General features: G+C 70.4%; 23 protein-coding genes. 16 read left to right on the plus strand and 7 right to left on the minus strand.

What is annotated here, in order from left to right; translation table 11 throughout:
- Positions 1–6: 6 nt before the first annotated feature.
- Positions 7–207 carry a hypothetical protein gene (locus BM286_RS02505; protein ID WP_092920013.1) on the minus strand — a complete coding sequence of 67 codons (201 nt, stop codon included), beginning with the start codon at positions 205–207 and terminating at the stop codon, positions 7–9.
- A 97-nt stretch (positions 208–304) separates the two neighbouring features.
- Between BM286_RS02505 and BM286_RS15405 the strand changes: the two genes are divergently transcribed.
- From BM286_RS15405 to BM286_RS02540, 8 genes are all read left to right on the plus strand, one after another.
- Positions 305–481, plus strand: coding sequence for a hypothetical protein (locus tag BM286_RS15405; protein WP_167603291.1), 177 nt, complete (start codon positions 305–307; stop codon positions 479–481).
- 6 nt (positions 482–487) lie between these two features.
- The gene (locus BM286_RS02510; protein ID WP_092920014.1) at positions 488–997 is read left to right on the plus strand and encodes a cytochrome c oxidase subunit II; all 510 of its coding nucleotides are present in this window, start codon (positions 488–490) and stop codon (positions 995–997) included.
- On the plus strand, positions 994–2,784 hold the full coding sequence (locus tag BM286_RS02515; protein WP_092920015.1) for a b(o/a)3-type cytochrome-c oxidase subunit 1: 1,791 nt from the start codon (positions 994–996) through the stop codon (positions 2,782–2,784). Before BM286_RS02510 ends, BM286_RS02515 begins: the two co-directional genes overlap by 4 nt.
- Positions 2,781–2,996 carry a CbaC protein gene (locus BM286_RS02520; protein ID WP_092920016.1) on the plus strand — a complete coding sequence of 72 codons (216 nt, stop codon included), beginning with the start codon at positions 2,781–2,783 and terminating at the stop codon, positions 2,994–2,996. Before BM286_RS02515 ends, BM286_RS02520 begins: the two co-directional genes overlap by 4 nt.
- A gap of 82 nt (positions 2,997–3,078) precedes the next feature.
- The gene (locus BM286_RS02525) at positions 3,079–3,330 is read left to right on the plus strand and encodes a DUF7542 family protein (protein ID WP_092920017.1); all 252 of its coding nucleotides are present in this window, start codon (positions 3,079–3,081) and stop codon (positions 3,328–3,330) included.
- Between the two features lie 134 nt (positions 3,331–3,464).
- Entirely contained in the window at positions 3,465–3,860 is a 396-nt protein-coding gene (locus BM286_RS02530) for a thioredoxin family protein (RefSeq protein ID WP_092920018.1), read from the plus strand.
- 129 nt (positions 3,861–3,989) lie between these two features.
- On the plus strand, positions 3,990–4,412 hold the full coding sequence (gene sufU, locus BM286_RS02535; protein WP_092920019.1) for a Fe-S cluster assembly sulfur transfer protein SufU: 423 nt from the start codon (positions 3,990–3,992) through the stop codon (positions 4,410–4,412).
- A 91-nt stretch (positions 4,413–4,503) separates the two neighbouring features.
- Entirely contained in the window at positions 4,504–5,241 is a 738-nt protein-coding gene (locus tag BM286_RS02540; RefSeq protein ID WP_092920020.1) for an Sjogren's syndrome/scleroderma autoantigen 1 family protein, read from the plus strand.
- 92 nt (positions 5,242–5,333) lie between these two features.
- Here the strand turns inward: BM286_RS02540 and BM286_RS02545 are convergent, their stop codons facing one another.
- Both BM286_RS02545 and glmM read right to left on the minus strand, forming a co-directional pair.
- Entirely contained in the window at positions 5,334–5,621 is a 288-nt protein-coding gene (locus BM286_RS02545; protein ID WP_092920021.1) for a hypothetical protein, read from the minus strand.
- Positions 5,622–5,789: 168 nt separating this feature from the next.
- Positions 5,790–7,154, minus strand: coding sequence for a phosphoglucosamine mutase (glmM, locus tag BM286_RS02550; protein WP_092920022.1), 1,365 nt, complete (start codon positions 7,152–7,154; stop codon positions 5,790–5,792).
- Positions 7,155–7,284: 130 nt separating this feature from the next.
- On the opposite strand from glmM, the gene BM286_RS02555 reads away from it, so the two are divergent.
- Positions 7,285–7,875, plus strand: a complete 591-nt coding sequence (locus BM286_RS02555) for a hypothetical protein (protein WP_092920023.1) — start codon at positions 7,285–7,287, stop codon at positions 7,873–7,875.
- Between the two features lie 47 nt (positions 7,876–7,922).
- Here the strand turns inward: BM286_RS02555 and BM286_RS02560 are convergent, their stop codons facing one another.
- From BM286_RS02560 to BM286_RS02575, 4 genes are all read right to left on the minus strand, one after another.
- Positions 7,923–8,531, minus strand: a complete 609-nt coding sequence (locus tag BM286_RS02560; RefSeq protein ID WP_092920024.1) for a DUF7504 family protein — start codon at positions 8,529–8,531, stop codon at positions 7,923–7,925.
- A 43-nt stretch (positions 8,532–8,574) separates the two neighbouring features.
- The gene (locus tag BM286_RS02565) at positions 8,575–8,967 is read right to left on the minus strand and encodes a hypothetical protein (RefSeq protein WP_092920025.1); all 393 of its coding nucleotides are present in this window, start codon (positions 8,965–8,967) and stop codon (positions 8,575–8,577) included.
- Positions 8,967–9,662, minus strand: coding sequence for an RAD55 family ATPase (locus BM286_RS02570; protein WP_092920026.1), 696 nt, complete (start codon positions 9,660–9,662; stop codon positions 8,967–8,969). The genes BM286_RS02565 and BM286_RS02570 overlap by 1 nt, the downstream gene beginning before the upstream one ends.
- A 130-nt stretch (positions 9,663–9,792) precedes the next feature.
- Complete coding sequence (locus tag BM286_RS02575) at positions 9,793–10,266, minus strand: chemotaxis protein CheW (protein ID WP_092920027.1); 474 nt, start codon at positions 10,264–10,266, stop codon at positions 9,793–9,795.
- Positions 10,267–10,368: 102 nt separating this feature from the next.
- On the opposite strand from BM286_RS02575, the gene cheB reads away from it, so the two are divergent.
- The 7 genes from cheB (at position 10,369) to BM286_RS02610 (ending at position 18,262) form a co-directional block, all read left to right on the plus strand.
- The gene (cheB, locus tag BM286_RS02580; protein ID WP_174548979.1) at positions 10,369–11,463 is read left to right on the plus strand and encodes a chemotaxis-specific protein-glutamate methyltransferase CheB; all 1,095 of its coding nucleotides are present in this window, start codon (positions 10,369–10,371) and stop codon (positions 11,461–11,463) included.
- Complete coding sequence (locus tag BM286_RS02585) at positions 11,463–13,856, plus strand: chemotaxis protein CheA (protein ID WP_092920029.1); 2,394 nt, start codon at positions 11,463–11,465, stop codon at positions 13,854–13,856. Before cheB ends, BM286_RS02585 begins: the two co-directional genes overlap by 1 nt.
- The gene (locus tag BM286_RS02590) at positions 13,853–14,668 is read left to right on the plus strand and encodes a CheR family methyltransferase (protein ID WP_092920030.1); all 816 of its coding nucleotides are present in this window, start codon (positions 13,853–13,855) and stop codon (positions 14,666–14,668) included. The genes BM286_RS02585 and BM286_RS02590 overlap by 4 nt, the downstream gene beginning before the upstream one ends.
- Complete coding sequence (locus BM286_RS02595) at positions 14,668–15,882, plus strand: HEAT repeat domain-containing protein (protein ID WP_092920031.1); 1,215 nt, start codon at positions 14,668–14,670, stop codon at positions 15,880–15,882. Before BM286_RS02590 ends, BM286_RS02595 begins: the two co-directional genes overlap by 1 nt.
- A complete protein-coding gene (locus tag BM286_RS02600; RefSeq protein WP_092920032.1) occupies positions 15,883–16,755 on the plus strand; it encodes a CheF family chemotaxis protein in 873 nt (290 codons plus the stop codon).
- An 86-nt stretch (positions 16,756–16,841) separates the two neighbouring features.
- A complete protein-coding gene (locus tag BM286_RS02605) occupies positions 16,842–17,555 on the plus strand; it encodes an HAD family hydrolase (RefSeq protein WP_092920033.1) in 714 nt (237 codons plus the stop codon).
- Positions 17,552–18,262 (plus strand): class II aldolase/adducin family protein, encoded by a 711-nt coding sequence (locus BM286_RS02610; protein ID WP_092920034.1) that lies wholly within the window; start codon positions 17,552–17,554, stop codon positions 18,260–18,262. The genes BM286_RS02605 and BM286_RS02610 overlap by 4 nt, the downstream gene beginning before the upstream one ends.
- Positions 18,263–18,423: the final 161 nt, after the last annotated feature.

Below are 18,423 nucleotides of genomic sequence, written 5' to 3' on the forward strand. Positions count from 1 at the left end.
GACCGGTTACGCCTGATCCGGTTCGGTCGTGTCGCCCCCGAACCCCGGTAGGCTTCCGCCGGTCGCGATCCGGAGGCTCGCCCAGATGAGCAGGACGTTCACCAGCGTGACCGCGACGACGAACTCCGCGCGGTCGGCGATGAACACCGCCGCGGGAACGAGCCCGCCAAGGACCAAGAGGACGGCCTGTTGTAACGAGAATCGCATAGAGTCGCTACGCTTCTGGTAGTCATAGATAACGGCAAAGTTCTCACGAGCTGGGAACGAGTCGATCGTATATATTACGAGGGTCGTAATCCGGGGTATGGCTCGAAGCGAGACCGCACGCGCCGACACGGACGACGTGGGCGGCGACGGGGAGGAGTTCGACCCGATCGGTACGCTCACGCTCATCGGGATCTACTTCGTGATTCTAGTGCTCGCATGGGTGTACATCTACTTCGTAGAGTTCCTGGGACGAGATCTCGTCGTGGTGGGGTGATCAGAGGTGCACATCCACGCGTACGAGAAGCTCTGGCTCGCGCTCTCGATCGTGTTGATCCTCGCCCTTATCGGGACCGTGACGTACGGCGCCGTCGGCCCGGGCGTGGCGATGGTCGCCGACTCGCAGTCAACGATCGACCCGGCGGCGCTCGACGAGGACGAACGGTTCTCTGAGCCTCGAGTCGAGCAGGTCGGCGAGAACGAGTACGAGGCGTACGTCGTCGCCCGACAGTTCGGGTTCCAACCCGACCCGATCGTCGTGCCGGCGAACAGCACGGTGACGTTCTACGTCACCTCCGCCGACGTGATCCACGGCTTCGAGGTGGTCGGCACGAGCGCGAACACGATGGTCGTCCCCGGCGAAGTCTCGGAGATCACGGTCGAGACCGACGAGCCCACCGAGTACGGGATCGTCTGTAACGAGTACTGCGGCGCGGGTCACCACGTCATGCAGGGGAAGCTCCACGTCGTCAGTCAGTCGCAGTTCGAGAACCGAGGAGGTGACTCGGCGTGAGCACGGCCCTCGAGTCCGAGCGGACGTTCGTCGACAAGTTCCCCGACGAGGCGCGCGTCGTCCGCGCGGCCTTCCTGAGTTCGTTCTTCGCCCTGTTCCTCGGCGCGGTGTTCGGGATCATCCAGACGCTCCACCGGACCGATGTCGCGCGGATCATCCCCTCGACGGATTACTACACCGTTCTCACCGCGCACGGCGTCTTCATGGTTATCAGCTTCACGATCTTCTTCCTCGTCGGGTTGTTCACTTGGGCGATAACTCGGAGCCTTGACCGGCCGCTGTTGAACATCAAGATCACGTGGACGTGGTACGGACTGATGGCGACCGGCATGACGCTCACCGGCGTCTCGATCCTCGCCGGGTTCGTCGACTCCATCGACATGAGCGCGGACGTGCTATACACCTTCTACGCGCCGCTTCAGGCCCACCCGCTGTTCTACGCCGGGCTCGTTGTGTTCATCGTCGGCACGTGGATCGCGGGGGCGGACTGGTTCCGGACGTTCCTCGCGTGGCGGCGCGACCACCCGGACGAGCGGATCCCGCTCCAGACGTTCATGGTGTTGACCACGATGACGATGTGGTACATCGCCTCGTCCGCCGTCGCCGCCTCCGTGCTGCTGTTCCTCCTGCCGTGGTCGCTCGGCTTCATCGACCAGGTGAACCCGACGCTGACCCGGACGCTGTTCTGGTTCTTCGGCCACCCGGTCGTCTACTTCTGGCTGATGCCGGCGTACATGCTCTGGTACACCGTCCTGCCGAAGATCGCCGGCGGGCGGCTGTTCAGCGACCCGCTGGCCCGGGTCGTGTTCGTGCTGTTCGTCCTCCTCTCGACGCCGGTCGGGATCCACCACCAGTACCTCGACCCCGGCATCGCGGAGGGGTTCAAGTTCATCTCGATGACGAACACGATGTTCCTGCTGTTGCCCAGCCTGCTCACCGCGTTCACCGTCGTCGCGAGCGTCGAGTACGGGGCTCGCAAAAACGGCGGCACCGGACTGCTCGGCTGGCTCACGCACCTCCCGTGGCGGAAGCCGGAGTTCACCGGCATGATGCTCGCCGGGCTCATGTTCGCGGCCGGCGGCTTCTCCGGGATGGTGAACGCCGGGATGAACATCAACTACCTCATCCACAACACGCTGTGGGTGCCGGGCCACTTCCACCTCACCGTCGGGACCGCGGTCGCGCTGACCATGATGGCCGGGACCTACTGGCTCTGGCCGCAGATCAGCAACAAGCCGATCTACAGCAGTCAGATCGGGCTGTTCCAGGTCGTGCTCTGGTTCATCGGCATGGCGCTGATGTCGAACGCGATGCACGCGCAGGGGCTGCTCGGTGTGCCGCGTCGGACCGCCGAACCGGAGTACTCCGGCTTCGACTACCCGACGATGTTCGGCGGCTTCGAGGAGCTGAACATCCAGATAGCGATCGGCGGGACGCTGCTTTTCGTCTCGACGATCCTCTTCCTCGGGAATCTCGTGTTGACGATGGGGAACCCGACGGCCTCCGGCCTCGCGGAGACGCTGCCGACGCCGGTCTCCGGGCCGGAGGACGCCCCGCAGGTGCTCGATAACCTCCGCCTGTGGGTGAGTATCGCGCTCACGCTCGTCGTCCTCGCGTACGCGCTCCCGCTCGCCGCGATCATCAACCGCGGCGGCCTGCTCGGCCCCGGCGTCGGCACGTACCCGGTGTGGCTCGCGCCGCTGTTCGACGCCCTCGCGGACGCCGCCGCGCCGCTGCTCGGCGCGGTCACCGACGCGTCGGCCGCGCTCGTCGAGGTGGGCCGATGACCGTCGACGTGAGCCGCGGCGGACTGCTCGTGACGCTCGCGATCTTCGGGGTGATCGTCTACGAGTTCCGGACGGTGCTCGACTTCGTGGGGGTCGAACTGCCGCTGATCCCGTACATGGCGGGCGTCTTCCTCCTCGCCGCCGGCACGGTCTGGTACGTCACGCTGAGGGGCGGATGGCGAACCGAACCCGACGGCGACGAGGCGGCGTAGCGGCTCCCGTTCAATTCCTTCCTGCGTGACCGGTCTCGCCTCGGACCGCGACGGTTATGTCTGCTCGGCACAAGACGCCGCCATGGACGAAACGCGCGTGACGGTCCGGTGTCGCGACTGCCCGCTCGCGGCGACCCATGACGCCCTTCGCGACGCCCGAGTCGCCCTGAACGACCACGAGTCGACGACCGGTCACGCGGTCGACTGGACCATCGAATCGCTCGATTCCGGTGTCTCGCAAGCCGGCGCCGACGCCGGCGTTTGCGGTCGCCCCGAGCGCGCGAACGAGGACTCGCCGCTCGTCCGTCCGCCGGCGTCGGAGACGGACTCGTAGCGTCCGTCGGCGTCGGAGCGATGTCCGCCCGTCTGCCCCGTGCGCGTCGGCGCCGTCACAACCCTCCTCTCCGCGTCCGAGACCGGATCCCCGACGACGCGAGCGTTTATCCGTCTCCGGCGACAATAGTGTGTATGAAAACCAATACTACGGCGAGCGACGCCGGAGATCCCGGAGCGGCCGGCGAGGGTGCGTCGGGCGCCGACCGGCCGGTCTCGCTGGCCAACGAGAACGCTCTCGACGGGTTCGTCGACGATGCGGGCGTCGCGCTCGTGGAGTTCTACACCGACGGCTGCGGCATCTGCGCAAGCATGGAACCGGTCCTGGGCAACGTGGCACGCGGCGTCGAGACGGACCTCGCGGTCGGGCTGATCAACCCTCGCGACGACGCGCCGCTGATCGAGCGGTTCGACGTGCGGAGCGTCCCGCTTTTCGTCCTCTTCGTCGACGGCGAGCCCGTCGCGCGGCGCGCCGAGGGGTTCGTCCCGGGCGACGACCTGACGGCGTGGATCGACGACCACGCGGCGTGAGGCGAACGGTTGCGAGCGGGCGTGCGGGCCCGCGACCGAGGCGGCTCCCGCGATGAACCGTCACCGATTACGGCCGAGGTTCGGCCCGACGGAACCCTTTTGAGCCGGACCGGCGTACTCGGAGCCAGTATGGGACTGGGCTCGGACATGTACCGGCAGCAGATCCTCGACCACTACAAGAACCCCCGTAACTACGGGGAACTCGAGGATCCGGACTTCACGCACGTCGGCGAGAACCCCTCCTGCGGCGACACGATCCGGATGGACGTCCAGCTCGACGACGCCGAAGAGACCGTGGAGACGGTCCGGTTCACCGGCGACGGCTGCGCAATCTCGATGGCCTCCGCGAGCATGCTCTCGGAACGGCTCCACGGGATGTCGGTCGACGAGTTAGACGCCCTCGACACCGACGACATCACCGAGATGCTCGGCGTCGACATCTCCCCGATGCGCGTGAAGTGCGCGGTGCTCGGCCGACAGGTCGCACAGGACGGCTCGAAGATCCACCGCGGCGAGCTCGACCCGGACGACCGCACGATCACGGAGGAGTAGCCTCGACGCTCCGAGGAGGGCGTCGACCGCTCTCGCGGTTCGCCGTCTCGAGCCCACCGGACTTTTGCCCGCGAAAGACGTTCGTCCGCCCATGAGCGACGGCTTCGACAAGGAGGCGGAACGCGAGAAGCTCCGCGAGAAGTTCGCGGAGGACGAGAAGAAGCGCGAGCACACCCAGCGGATGTCGGAGCTCCTCCTGAAGGGCGCGACGATGACGAACCGGCACTGCGAGGAGTGCGGCGATCCCATCTTCCGACACGACGGCCGCGAGTTCTGCCCCACCTGCGGGAACGAGATCGGCGGCGCGGCCGGCGCGGGCGACGCGGTCGACGCTCCGGACGACGCGACCGAGGCCCGGGACGCTCCGGACGACGCGACCGAGGCCCGGGACGCTCCGGGCGACGCGACCGAGGCCCCGGACGGGGCGACCTCGACGTCGGCCGACGAGAGCGCGGAGGGCGCCGTCGACGCCGCGGCCGAGAACGGCGCGGTCGGCTCCGACGCGGTCGACTCCGACGCGGTCGACTCCAACTCGGTCGGTTCCCGCGCGAACGGGCCCGCCCGGCCGCAGTCGCCTCCGTCGGCGGCCGGGTCGTCGGGAGGGTCGGCGTCGCCACGGGAACGGTCGCCGCGGGGGTCCGAGCCACAGCGGTCGCCCCCGTCGCAGTCGGCCGACGACGAAGGGATCGGAGCCGCTCGCGCGTCGCTGACGCGCACGCTGACTCGGTTCGCTCGCGCCGCCGAGGAGACGGACGACCCGCGGCGCGCCCGCGACCACCTCGAAGCGGCCCGCGAGGCGGCCGAGGCGCTCGCGGCGCTGAACCGGTAATCGGCGGTGAGACACCGCTTCGGGGGAACAGTTGGAGGGACCGAAGAATCGGAGAGCCGGCGGATCGGGGATCCGGCTCGGTAGCGCTGACGTTAGGCCCGAACCGGCGAGCCGGCCGGCTCCGCCTCGGCCCAGCTCGGCTCGTCGCGGAGCAGCGCGTGGACGATCCGGACGACCGCGTCGAGGTCCGCCTCGCCGTCGATCTCGCCGCGCTCCGCGCGCCGGACGAACCGATCGACTTCCTCCAGCGTCACCGATCCCGCGGCGACGGCGCCGGTGATCGTCTCCGTGTCGCTTTCGAGCGCGTTCAACAGTTCGGGCGACGGGTCCGGGTCGGACGAGGCGGGGCGCGACGAGCGGTCTGCCTTTGCGGCTGTCATTCTCGATAGTTACTACATAGCGAGTTAATATATTATTACCGGTACTAGTCGGTTTTCTGTCAGTTCTGTGCCGGTCGTCGAGCGAGGCGAACCGACGCTTCGGCGCTCGAACCGGACACGCCGAGAGAATTCCCACACCCCCGGTCGATCCGTGTAATCAGATGGCCGCTACCGTCCGCTCTCGACGGCGACTCGCATGTCCTTCGCCAGCCGCTCGGCGCGGTCGGCGTCGGCGGACTCGGCGTAGATCCGGATCTTCGGTTCGGTGCCGGAGGGACGGACGAGCACCCACGCGTCGCCGTAGTCGAGCCGGTAGCCGTCGGTCGTGTTCGGCTCCGCGTCGGCGGTCTCGACGTAGGCCCGGGCGGCCGAGAGCATCTCGTCGCGCTCGTCGTCGTCCGCGTACTCGACGTTCGCCCGCACGAAGTGGTAGTCGGCGTACGGCGCGATCACCTCGCTGACGGGGGCGCCGTCCGCGGCCGCGAGCAGTTCGAGGAACCGCGCGCCGATGTACGCCCCGTCGCGTGAGAGCCGATACGGCGGGAAGAAGACGCCCCCGTTCCCCTCGCCGGCGACCGGGACGTTCGTCCCCTCCTCGTGGAGCTCGCGCGTCCGGGTGACGATGTTCGTGGCGCCGATGGGCGTCAGCTCGAGGTCCGCGTCGTTGTCGGCGCAGACGTCGACGAGCCGCTGCGAGACGTTGACCGCGCTGACGACCGCGTCGCCCGGTTCGAGACAGGCGTCGGCCATCGCCGCGAAGGAGGTGTCGCCGTCGACGAACTCCCCCGCCTCGTCGACGAAGACCGCCCGGTCCGCGTCGCCGTCGTGCGCGATCCCGACGTCGGCGTCGGAGGTCGCGACCAGCCGGGAGAGCGCCCCGAGGTTCTCCGGGACCGGCTCGGAGTCGCGACCGGGGAAGTGGCCGTCCGGCGTCGCGTTCACCGTCAGCACCTCGCAGCCGAGTTCGCGGTAGATCTGCGGTGACGCCACGGAGGCCGCCCCGTGACCGGGGTCGACCGCGACCGTGAGGTCGGCGTCGGCGATCGCGCCGCGGTCGACCGCGGCGATAAGCTGGTCGACGTAGTCGTCGACCGCCCCTTCGATCGGCGTCGTCGCGCCGGCGGACCGCCAGTCGGCGTGATCGTACTCGTCGTCGAGGACGCGCCGTTCGATCCGTTCTAACACGTCGACGGAGAGCTCCACGCCGTCGTCGCCGACGAGCTTGATCCCGTTGAACTCCGGGGGGTTGTGCGAGGCGGTGACGAGCACGGCGGGGATCCCCGCGGCCTCGCAGTAGTTGCCGACCGCGGGCGTGGGGACGACGCCGAGGCGGTCGACGTCGCACCCGACCGCGGCGAGCCCGCTCGCGGCCGCGTTCGCGAACAGCTCGCCGGTGGTCCGCGTGTCGCGCGCGACGGCGACGCGGTCCGCGTCCCACACCGTCCCGGCCGCCTTCGCGATGTCGAGGACGAGCGCGGGCGTGAGGTACCGCAGCGCGACCCCGCGGATGCCGCTGGATCCGAACAGCTCCATGCGGGGCCATCCGCCGGCCGAGGGGAAAGCGGTTCCGAACCGGTCCGGCGCCGACGTGTCGACCGGGTGACTCCCGACTCGATCCGTCGCGACGCGTGCGGTTCATCCCGATGGCGCTCGTCGGTCCCGTATGGACCACACGCGACGCGACGCGCTCGTCGGAAGCGCGCTCGCTCTCTCGGTCGCGACGGCGGGCTGTCTCGACTTCGCCGCGGGCGAGGGGCCGCAGGGGCCCGACGGGACGCCGCCGACGCTGGACTGCGACGACGACGCGTTCGTCCGCCTCGATCGGCCGTTCGAGGGGTCGGTCACCGAGACGGTCGTCGAGACCGACGCGACCACGCTGGAGCTCTCCACCGAGGGGACGACCGAGACGTACGGGCAGTCCCTTCGGCTCATCCTCCGGAACACCGGCGACGACCCGGCGCCCACGCTCGGCGAGTTCGCGTACTCGATCCAGCGCGAGACGGGCGACGGGTGGCTCGACGTCCGCGGGTCGACGACCGGCGAAGCGGTCGAACTGCCCCGAACCGAGGTGTCCCTCGACGCCGGTTCGACGTACTCCTGGGACCTCACGCTGACGGAGGCGGGTATCGCCGACGCGGTCGACGGCCTCGATCTGACCGTCTGTCCGCCGCTGGGGCCGGGGATCTATCGGTTCGTCTACTGGGGGGTCGTCGGCGCGCCGCCGATCGGCGCGGAGTTCGAACTGGTCGGGTGAGGCCGGCTCGCCGTCGGTCGGTCCCGGACCGCACCGCGGCACCCGGTTCAGAACGGCTGCCAGTCGGAGGGTTTGCCGACCCGGCCGCGGACGCGAAACTCTCGCTCGTCGTCGTCGACGCGGGTCTCGACGACGACTTCGAACGGCTCGTGGAGGGTGTGGACGACCTGTTCGTCGTGGGCGGTCGAGCCGACGACGCCGACGAACGGCCACCCCTCCCCGGAGGTCTGGGAGGTCATCACCCGGGTGAACCGGTAGATTCGCTCGGGGTCCCAGTACATCAGCAGCTGGGACAGCGAGTAAACGCCGACGGCGCGGTCGCGGCCGGCCGAGGACTCGACGACGTCGGTGAACTTGATCCCGATATCCGTGAGGTTACCCGCGCTGGCGACGTACTTCGTCGTCGGCGTGTCGTCGCGCTTGTCGCCCTGCTCGTGGGTGACGCAGTCGATGACGACTACGTCGTCGCCGTCGTTTCCCGTGAGCTGCTCGTAGTCGCTGCGGACCTTCTCCGCGGTCCGCCCCGTCGAGATGACGACCGGTCCGTCCGACCACGCCGCGAGCAGCCGGTTGAACAGGTCGTACTTCCCGCTCATCGGGGGACCGCTGATGAGGACGCTGTCGGCACCGCGGACAGCGTCGGGAAGCGCGGTCATGGTGAAAACGTGAGTGAGTGTCGGGTAAAACCCTTCGGAGCGATCACTTTCGGAGCATGGAGGGGAGGTCGAGCGACGACGGCGGCCCCTCCCGCGGCCCCTCGGTGAGTGTCAGTTCGCGTATCGCACCGGGGAGCGCGGCCGGAACCGGCGACTCGCGCGGCGCCCCGGCGCCGTCGACGAGCGACCGCCAGACCGCCTCGTCGTCGGGGTCGTCCCGCTCGGCCTTCGCCTCCAGCGCCTTCGTCCGCCCCTCGTCGTACGCCAACTCGACGATGCTCCGGTCGTAGCTCCCCGGGAACGCCTCCAGCACCCGGTCCAGTTCCCCCGGGCGCGGGCTGTCGACCCCGGCCGCCACGCCCAGCGCGAAGGCGCGCTCGACGGCCTCCTCTCGGGAGAGATCGTCCCACTCCGTGTCGAACGTGCGGTCGTACATCACTGGGTCACCGTCGCCGCCGAACCGACTCGCAGTCCGCCGTCGGTGAACTCCACGTCCTGGATGTCGGTGTCGACGTCCGTCCCCCGCATCTTCAGCACCTGGACCCCGCGGCGCATCCCCCCGTCCTCGAGGTAGTTGTGCATGAAGACGACGCCGTGCGCCAGGTAGTGCTCCTCCGAGTAGGCGCTCGGATCGGTCATCTCGGAGATCAGGAGCGTCGTGGCGTCGGTCCGCTTCAGCGAGGAGAGCAGCTGGATCATCGTGTCCTCGTCGTCGTCCAAGAGGAACCGCAGCAGCATCGTCGAGTCGAAGACGACCCGGTCGATGTCGCGGGAGTTGATGAACCCCGTGAGGCGGTTGGTGACGCCGGAGCGGTCGCGGCGGTCGCCGGGGAGCCCGAAGAAGCGCCGGCCGTCCGACGAGAAGGAGTCGAGGAAGGTGACGCGGTCGGAGTCGAGCGCGCGGTCGAACCCGAAGTCGTAGCCGCTCATGTCCTCGCGGATACCCTCTTTGGTCTCGTGCATGCTGATGTAGAGGATATCCTCTCCGTTCCGGGCGCCCTGGGCCGCGAACTGTGAGCAGAAGGTCGTTTTGCCGCTCCCGGGCGGACCGCTGACAACGTACAGGCGGTCCGCGGGGAACCCGCCGTCGACGATGGCGTCGAACCCGGGGACGCCGCTTGAGACGCGCATACGTACGGAACCCATCGGGCGGCTGATAAGCGTTGGCGCCCGGTTCTCACGGGTGAGAACCGATCGCCCGCCGCGGGTCCGGCGTCCCCTCCGCTGCGCGACCGAACGCGGGTCGACCGCCGCGTCCCGCCTACGCCTCCGCGCCCTCGACGTCGTCGAGGTCGGCGGCGAGCGCGTCGTCGACGTCCGGCGAGACCCACACCACGAACCGGTCGTCGGACTTGACGATGCCGCGGACGCCCTCGTCCTCGACGGTGGTGCTCTGGTCGACGTCCTCGGGCGAGACGTCGCGGACCTGGAACACCTCGTCGACCATCCAGCCGACCGTGCCGCCCTCGTCGATCTCGGCGTCGTCGAAGACGACGATCCGCTCTCGGGGCCCCGCCTCGTCGATGTCGAACAGCGTCTTCGGGTCGACGATCGTCGTCGTCCGGCCGCGTAAGTCCATCACGCCCTCGACGTGGTCGGGCGAGTTGGGGATCCGCGTGAGCTCGCCCGCGTCGACGATCTCGTCGATGACGCCGATGTCCAGACAGTACGTCCCGTCGCCCAGACCGAACTCCAACACCTTCGTCGGTTCGGCCTCCGCCGCTGTTGCTGCCATGCCCGTAGGTGTGGCGAACCGACAGATAATCGTGTCCCCTGAATTATCAGGGGTGATTACTGGGTCCGTGGATTTATGCTGATTCTGGGCCCGCTCTGGAACATGAGCAGGACGACGGATCGGCGCGGCGGTCGGGACGGGTCGCCGCGGGTGGTGGTCGTCGACGACTCCCCGTTCATGCGGGGGCTGATAAGCGACCTCCTGAGCGACGCCGGGGTCGCGGTCGTCGGCGAGGCGGGGGACGGGGAGGAGGCGCTCTCGGTGGTCGCCGAGACGCGTCCCGACGTCGTGACGATGGACGTCGAGATGCCCGGGATGGGCGGGCTCGAGGCCGTCGAGCGGCTGATGGAGGAGACCCCGACGCCGGTGTTGATGCTGTCGGCACACACCGACGAGGGGGCGGAGGTCACCTTCGAGGCGCTCGACCGCGGCGCGGTCGACTTCTTCGCGAAGCCCGGCGGCGAGGTGTCGACCGGCGTCTCGCGGGAGTCGGAGCGGCTCGTCGAGGCGGTGCGCTCGGTCGCGGACGCGGACCTCGACGCCGCGACCCGCGAGCGCGACGACCCGCATTCGGCGGCGTCGCGCTCCGCGAGCGCCGGCTCCGAGGTCGACGCCGCCGAGATCGACGGGCCGCTGACGGTCGTGATCGCGGCCTCGACCGGCGGTCCGAACGCGGTCGAGCGCGTGCTGTCGGCGTTACCGATGGCCGACTGCCGCGTGGTGGTCGTCCAGCACATGCCGGAGGCGTTCACCTCGCGGTTCGCGGACCGGCTCGACGCCGCCTCCGCGTACGACGTGCGCGAGGCCAGCGACGGCGCGCGGATCGGCGCCGGCGAGGTGCTCGTCGCCCGCGGCGGGAGCCACACCCTCATCGACAGCTACCGGGCAGGCCGGCTCCGGGTCAGGCTCGACGAGGACGACGACTCCCACACGGTCACCCCCGCGGCCGACGTGACGATGCGGTCCGCGGCCGAGGTCATAGACGACCCGCTCGTCGGCGTCGTGTTGACCGGGATGGGATCCGACGCCGCGGAGGGCATCCGCGCGATGGCCGACGCCGGGGCGCGCACGCTGGCGCAGAGCGAGGACACCTGCGTCATCTACGGGATGCCGAAGCGCGCGGTCGAGACCGGCGGGGTCGACGCCGTGTACGACCTCGACGACGTCGCCGGCGCGATAGTGGGGGGTGAGGCCTGATGGACTCCCACCGCGCCGCGTTCGTCGCCGAGGCCGAAGACGGGATCACCGACCTCAACAACGCCCTGCTGGCCCTGGAGGCCGACCCCGAGGACGCCGAGGCGATGGACGACGTGTTCCGCGTCGCCCACACCCTGAAGGGGAACGCCGCGGCGATGGGGTACGAGGACGTCTCCGACTTCGGGCACGCCCTGGAGGACCTGCTGGACGCGGTCCGGCAGGGCGACCGCGAGGTGAACCCCGAACTGATGGACCTCCTCTTCGAGGGGGTCGACACCGTCGAGGCGATGGTCGACGAAATCGCCGAGACCGGCGAGGTGTCGACCGACCCCTCCGACCTGGAGTCGCGGCTGCGCGAGATGGAGGAGCACGGCACCGTCGGCGGCGGAGACGGAGGCGACTCGGCGGACGACGCCGTCGACACCGCCGAGGAGTCCGGCGACGACGCCGCAGACGCGGGCGACGACGCCGCAGACGCGGGCGACGACGCCGCAGACGCGGGCGAGGACGACGTCGACGTCTCGGTCCCCGAGCCGCCCGCGGCGGCGGCCGACCTCCCCGACCCGGTCGCGTACGCGGACGTGACGATCGGCGACGCCCAGATGGCGGGCGTCGACGCGGCGCTCGTCCTCCAGGCGCTCGACGAGCAGTTCGACGGGCACGCGACCGACCCCGACCCGGAGGCGCTGGAGGACGGCGAGTACGACGAGGGGTTCGACGCCTTCGTCGGCGGCGCCGATCCCGAAGTCGTCGGCGAGGGGCTCCGGGCGCTCACGCAGGTCGAGGCGGTGACGGCGGTCGCTGTCGGCGGCGCGGACGACGCGGCCGCGGCGGACGAAGCCGCGGCGGACGAAGCCGCGGACGCGGCGACGGAGGGGCCGGCCGACGATGCTGAAGCGGCAGGCGACGCGGACGCGGAGCCCGACGACGCGGACGCGGAACCCGACGACGCGGACGCGACGGACGGCGACGAGTTCGAGCCCGCCGAGCCGGAGACCGCCGACGCGGCGTCCGCCGACTCCGCGGACGACGGTACCGACCCGGAACCCGAGGCCGACGCCGAGACCGACGACGCCGGCTCGGAGTCCGGCGGCTCGAACGGGTCGTCCGGCGGTTCGGACTCCAAGTCCGGCGACGAGATCAAGTCGATCCGCGTCGACGTCGACCAGGTCGACGAGCTGTACGGGCTCGTCGAGCAGCTGGTGACAAGCCGGATCAAGCTCCGCCGGGAGATCGAGGGAACGGACGCGGAGTCGGACGCCTTAGACGAGCTCGACAAGCTCGCATCCAGCCTCCAGGACACGGCGATGGACATGCGGCTCATCCCGTTCTCGCAGGTGTCGGACTCGTTCCCGCGGCTCGTCCGCGACATCTCGCGGGACCTCGACAAGCGGATCGACTTCGAGATCGAGGGCGACGACGTCGAGCTCGACCGCACGATCCTCACGGAGATGCGCGACCCGCTCGTGCACGTCCTGCGGAACGCGGTCGACCACGGGATCGAGCCGCCCGCGGAGCGCGAGGCCGCCGGGAAGGACCCGACCGGCCACGTGGAGCTCACGGCCGAGCGCGAGCGCGACCACGTGATCATCGAGGTCTCGGACGACGGCGGCGGACTCGACCCCGACCAGCTCCGCGACAAGGCGGTCGACGAGGGGGTCAAGAGCCGCGAGGCGGTCGAGGCGATGGAGGACGACGAGGTCTACGACCTCGTCTTCCACCCCGGCTTCTCCACCGCGGAGGAGGTGACGGACGTCTCCGGCCGCGGCGTCGGGATGGACGTGGTCCGCACGACCGCGCGCGACCTCGACGGCTCCGTCTCGATCGAGAGCGAGCCGGGCGAGGGGAGCACGGTCCGCTTCCGGCTGCCGGTCACCGTCGCCATCGTGAAGGTGATGTTCGTCGACGTGGGCGGCACGGAGTACGGCATCCCGATCAAGTCGATCGCGGAGGTCGCGCGCGCCGACGATGTCGAGGAGGTCCACGGCGACGAGGTCGTCAGACACGAGGACGACCTCTATCCGGTCGTCCGGCTGAACGAGCGCCTCGGCGAGATCGACTCGACGGCGGCCGCGGACGCCGCGGCCGCGGCGTCCGCGAACGAGACCCCGGCGGCCGACGGCGGCGTCGCGGCCGACGAGCCGGGTGACGACGGGTTCGTCCCGGCGGATCCGACGACCGAGTCCGACGGCGAGCCGACGGACGACGGCATGCTCGTCCGGATCCGCGAGGAGACGCGGCAGGTCGCGCTCCACTGCGACGCGGTGTTGGACCAGGAGGAGGTGGTCGTCAAACCCCTCGACGGCCCGCTCTCGGGGACGCCGGGACTCAGCGGCACGGCGGTCCTCGGCGACGGGGACGTCGTGGCCGTGCTCGACGTGGTGAGCCTATGAGCGGATCGGTAGACGACGAGACGGCGTTCGAGGGCGTCCTCCGGCAGATCGACGACACCGTCCCGTTCGAGCCGGGGTACTACAACGAGTCGTACCTCGACCGCCGGATCACGGCGCGGATGCGCCGGCGCGACACCGAGTCGCACGCCGAGTACGAGCGCATCCTCCGCGAGGACGCCGACGAGCGGCAGGCGCTGATGGACGCGCTCACGATCAACGTCACGGAGTTCTTCCGCAACCCGGAGATGTGGGACGTGCTCCGAGACGTGTTGCGCGAGCGGACCGCCGATCAGCGGCGCGTCCGGGTGTGGTCGGCGCCGTCGGCGGACGGTCGCGAGCCGTACTCGGTCGCGATGTTGGCCTGCGACGACCCCGAAATCGACGAGTCGCGCGTCGAAGTGCTCGGCTCCGACATCAGCGAGGAGGCGCTCGACGACGCCCGCGAGGGCGTCTACCATACGACGCGGACGACCGACATCGCGGAGGAGCTGGAGCCCCTCTCCGATCCCGACCGCTACGTCGAACGCGACGAGGACGCGTTCCAGGTGCGCCCCGCGGTCAAGCGGCTCGTCGAGTTCGAGACGCACGACCTGATCCGCGACGGCGCCCGCGACCCCTTCGACGTGGTGTTGTGCCGGAACCTGCTGATCTACATCGACGTCGACCACAAGGCGGCCCTGTTCGACACGCTGGAGGCGTCGCTCGCGGACGACGGCGTCCTCGTCTTGGGGATGACCGAGAGCGTCCCTCCGGACCGAAGCGACCGCTACGAACCGATCGACAAGCGACGGCGGGTGTTCGGGAGGCGCTGATGTCGCTGTACCAGCACGCACGGGACGGGAACGCGGAGCGCCTCCGAGACGCCCTCGACAGCGACAGCGCGGCCGTCCGGCGGCGCGCGGCGGAGTTCCTCGGCGAGATCGGCGCGGAGAGCGACCAGCCGACGATCGACGGGCTGCTCCGGGCGGCGACGACGGACGACGACCCCGAGGTCCGCGGGGCGGCGGTCGACGCGCTCGACGAGGTCGGCGAGGCGGCGCTCGAACAGCTCCTCGAGGAGCTCACCGGGGGCGGCGGCGACGCCGAGGCCGAGTGGGTCACCGCGCGCAAGTTCGCGCGCGCGCTCGAGGCCGACCGCCCGGAACTTCGGATGGCCGCCGCGAACGCGCTCGGGCGGCTCGACGACGCGAGCGGCCTCCAGCCGCTGGTCGGCGCGCTCGACGACCCGGACGCCCGCGTCCGGCTGCGGGCGGCGCAGGCCTGCGGGACCTTCGCGGACGCCCGGGCGGTCCCCGGCCTGCGCGAGCGGCTCGAGGACGAGGACCCGCGCGTGCGGCGCGCCGCCGCGAACGCGCTGGGAACGATCGGGACGGACGAGGCGCTGTCGCCGCTCCTGAAGCTGCTCGACGACGGCGACGAGTCGATCCGCCGGATCGCGGCCGGCGCGCTCGGCAAGGCGGGCACCCCGGAGCCGGTCGAACCCCTCGCCCGCGCCCTCGGCGACGAGAGCGCGGTCGTCCGGAACGCGGCGGTGTACTCGGTGATCGAACTGCTCTCGAACGTGCCGACCGGGCAGAGCCACGCGGTCCGCGATCAGGTGGTCTCGGAGCTGAGGGCGGCCGACGACGCGACCGTCGTCGAGCCGCTCGTCGAGATCCTCACCGAGGGCCAGCAGTCCCGCCAGCGCCGGAACGCGGCGTGGATCCTCGGTCGGGTGGCCGACCCGGACACGGCGACCGCGGTGGAGGCGCTCGCGGACGCGCTCGCGGACGACGACCCGCAGACCGCGCAGTTCGCGGCGACGAGCCTCAAGAGCCTCGGGGGCCCGGTCGTCGAGGACCGCCTGCTCGACAAGCTGGGCCCCGAACACCCGGAAGAGGCCCGGGCGAAGGCGGTGTTCGTCCTCGGACAGATCGGCGGGCAGGAGACGCTCACCCGCCTCGAGGAGTACGCCGACGACGACAGTCAGGCCGTCAGAAAGCGCGTGTTCTCGGCCGTTTCGAAGCTGCGCGCCGGAGGTCCGTAAATGTCCCAGAAAGACAGCGAGTACAAGATCACCGACACGCAGGCGAAGTTCGCGGTCGCGGTCCGCGAGGGCCGGAAGGTGAGCGACGTGTCGTGGACCCCCGGGCGCGTCCTGCTCTCGAACCGGCGGCTGATACTCGCCGGCAACGACGGGAAACGGACCGTCCCGCTGTCGAAGCTGGAACGGCTCGGCGGCCGCCACGACGCGAACCAGACGGTCGCGCGCGTCTCGAACTACGTGAGCTTCGACCTGGGCGAGCAGGTGTTACTCGTGGCCGCGTCCGACCACGAGCCGTTCGAGCGCGACGTCTACCGCGCGCTGCTCGACCAGAAGACCGTGATGGTGAAACACCCCGCCATCGAGGGGGGCGTCGTCACGGACACCGAGTGGGAGCAGGCCCGCGTGAAGATCGACGAGAACGGGCTCAACGCGGCCCTGGAGCGCGGCGCGTTCGTGGAGTTCGACCTCGACGACATCAGCGGCCTCGACGCGGCGAAGCGCACCGTCAACGGCGAGAAGAAGCCCGTGATCGAGGTGTCACACACCGACGACGAGGGGACGAGCATCGAGACGCACGTCGCGGGCGACCCGAACCGGATGCGGTTCGTCGAGTCGTGGCTCCGCAAGGGCGAGGAGCGCAGTTCGACGAACGTCGACCTCTCCAGCCGCGACCGAGAGGTGTTGATGGCGCTGTACTCCGGCGTCTCGCCGTTCGAAATCCCCGCGTTCCTCGGGATGGACGTCGACGACGTCGAGGAGACGTTCGAGCGGCTGGTCGAGCTCGAGGTGGTCGAGGAGGTCCGGATCCGCCGGGAGGTCGCACTCAACTCCCGCGGTCGCAACATCGCCAGCGAGGCGATGAACGAGCAGTAGCGGAGCGATTTGCCCCTTCGAGCTGACGGCGGATCCCCGTCGGCGCGTCGAACCACGCTTAAGTCGGTGCCGCGCCGAGTCGCTCCATGAGCCACGAGGCGGTTCTCTTCGACCTCGACAACACGCTGTACCCGTACGCCCCGTGTAACGAGGCGGGTAAGCGGGCCGCGCTCGACGCCCTCCGCGAGCGGGGGTACGAGCTGGACCGCGCGGCGTTCGACGACCTGTACGCGACCGGCCGACGGGAGACGAAGCGCGAGACCGGCGGCACCGCGGCCTCTCACTCCAGGCACGTCTACTTCAAGCGCGGGCTGTACCGGCACGCCGGTGACCCCGACCCCGCGGGCGCGCTGGCGGCCGGCGACGCCTACTGGAACGGCTACCTCGCGGCGATGTCGCTCTGCGACGGCGCCGAGGACCTCCTCGACGCCCTCGACGCGGCGGGGACCGACGTCGCGGTCGTGACGAACCTCACGACGCGGGTCCAGCTGCGGAAGCTCGTGCGCCTCGGGATCGACGATCGGATCGACCTCCTCGTCACCTCCGAGGAGGTGGGCCGCGAGAAGCCGAGCGCGCTCCCGTTCACGGCCGCGCTCGCCGCGTTCGACTGCCCGCCGAGCGAGGCGCTGGCCGTCGGCGACAACGCCGAGACGGACGTCGCCGGCGCGAACGCCGTCGGGCTCGACTCGGCGCTGTTCGTCGCCGACGGCGAGGCGCCCCCCGAGGGGGAACTCGACGGCGACCGGCGCCCGGACCACCGGCTCGACGCGCTCGCCGACCTGACTGAGGTGGCGGCGTGACCCGCGACGGCTCGGGCGGCGGGTCCGGATCCGCGGGCGACTCCGACCCGGACGCGAACCCGGACCTCCTGCGCGAGGCGCGCGAGGCGGTCGTCGAGTACGCGCCCGCCCTCGCGGACCTGACGCCCGGCCGGACCGGGAACCTGAGCGTCCGCGACGGCGACGCCGTGGCGGTCACGCCCACGGGCGTCCCGTACGACTCCTTCGACGCCGCCGACGTGCCCGTGGTCTCCTCGGAGGGCGAGCGGCTGGCCGGGCGGATGGCGCCGTCGAGCGAGGTGCCGATGCACGCGGGGATCTACGAGCACGACCGGCCGGGCGCGATCGTCCACACCCACTCGCCGTGGGCGACGACGATGGCGACGCTCCACCGGAAGTTGCCGCCGATCCACTACATGATCGCCGCCGTGGGCCGCGAGGTCCCCCTGGCGGACTACGCGCCGTACGGCACGGAGGAGCTGGCCGCGAACGTCGTCGCCGCGATGGCCGAGGCCGACTCCGACGCCGCGATCCTCGCGAACCACGGGCTCGTCGTCACCGGCCCCGACGTCGAGACGGCGGTCGAGAACACCCGCCACGTCGAGGACATCTGCCGGCTCTACCTGCGCGCGTCCGCCGTCGGCGAGCCGCACGTCCTCACCGACGAGCAGATGGCGACGGTGGAGGAGCGGTTCGAGAGCTACGGGCAACAGCCGGACGCGGAGTAGTCGCCTGACGCGGAGTAGTCGCCTGACGCGGAGTAGTCGCCTGACGCGGAGTAGTCGCCTGACGCGGAGTAGTCACCTGACGCGGAGTCGGCCGGCCCGACGCCGAGCGGGGCCGACCGCTCCGGCAGTCGGCCGGTTTTATAAATACACGGGCGGCTACC

It is taken from the genome of Halorubrum sodomense, from assembly GCF_900111935.1.
GTDB lineage: Archaea > Halobacteriota > Halobacteria > Halobacteriales > Haloferacaceae > Halorubrum > Halorubrum sodomense.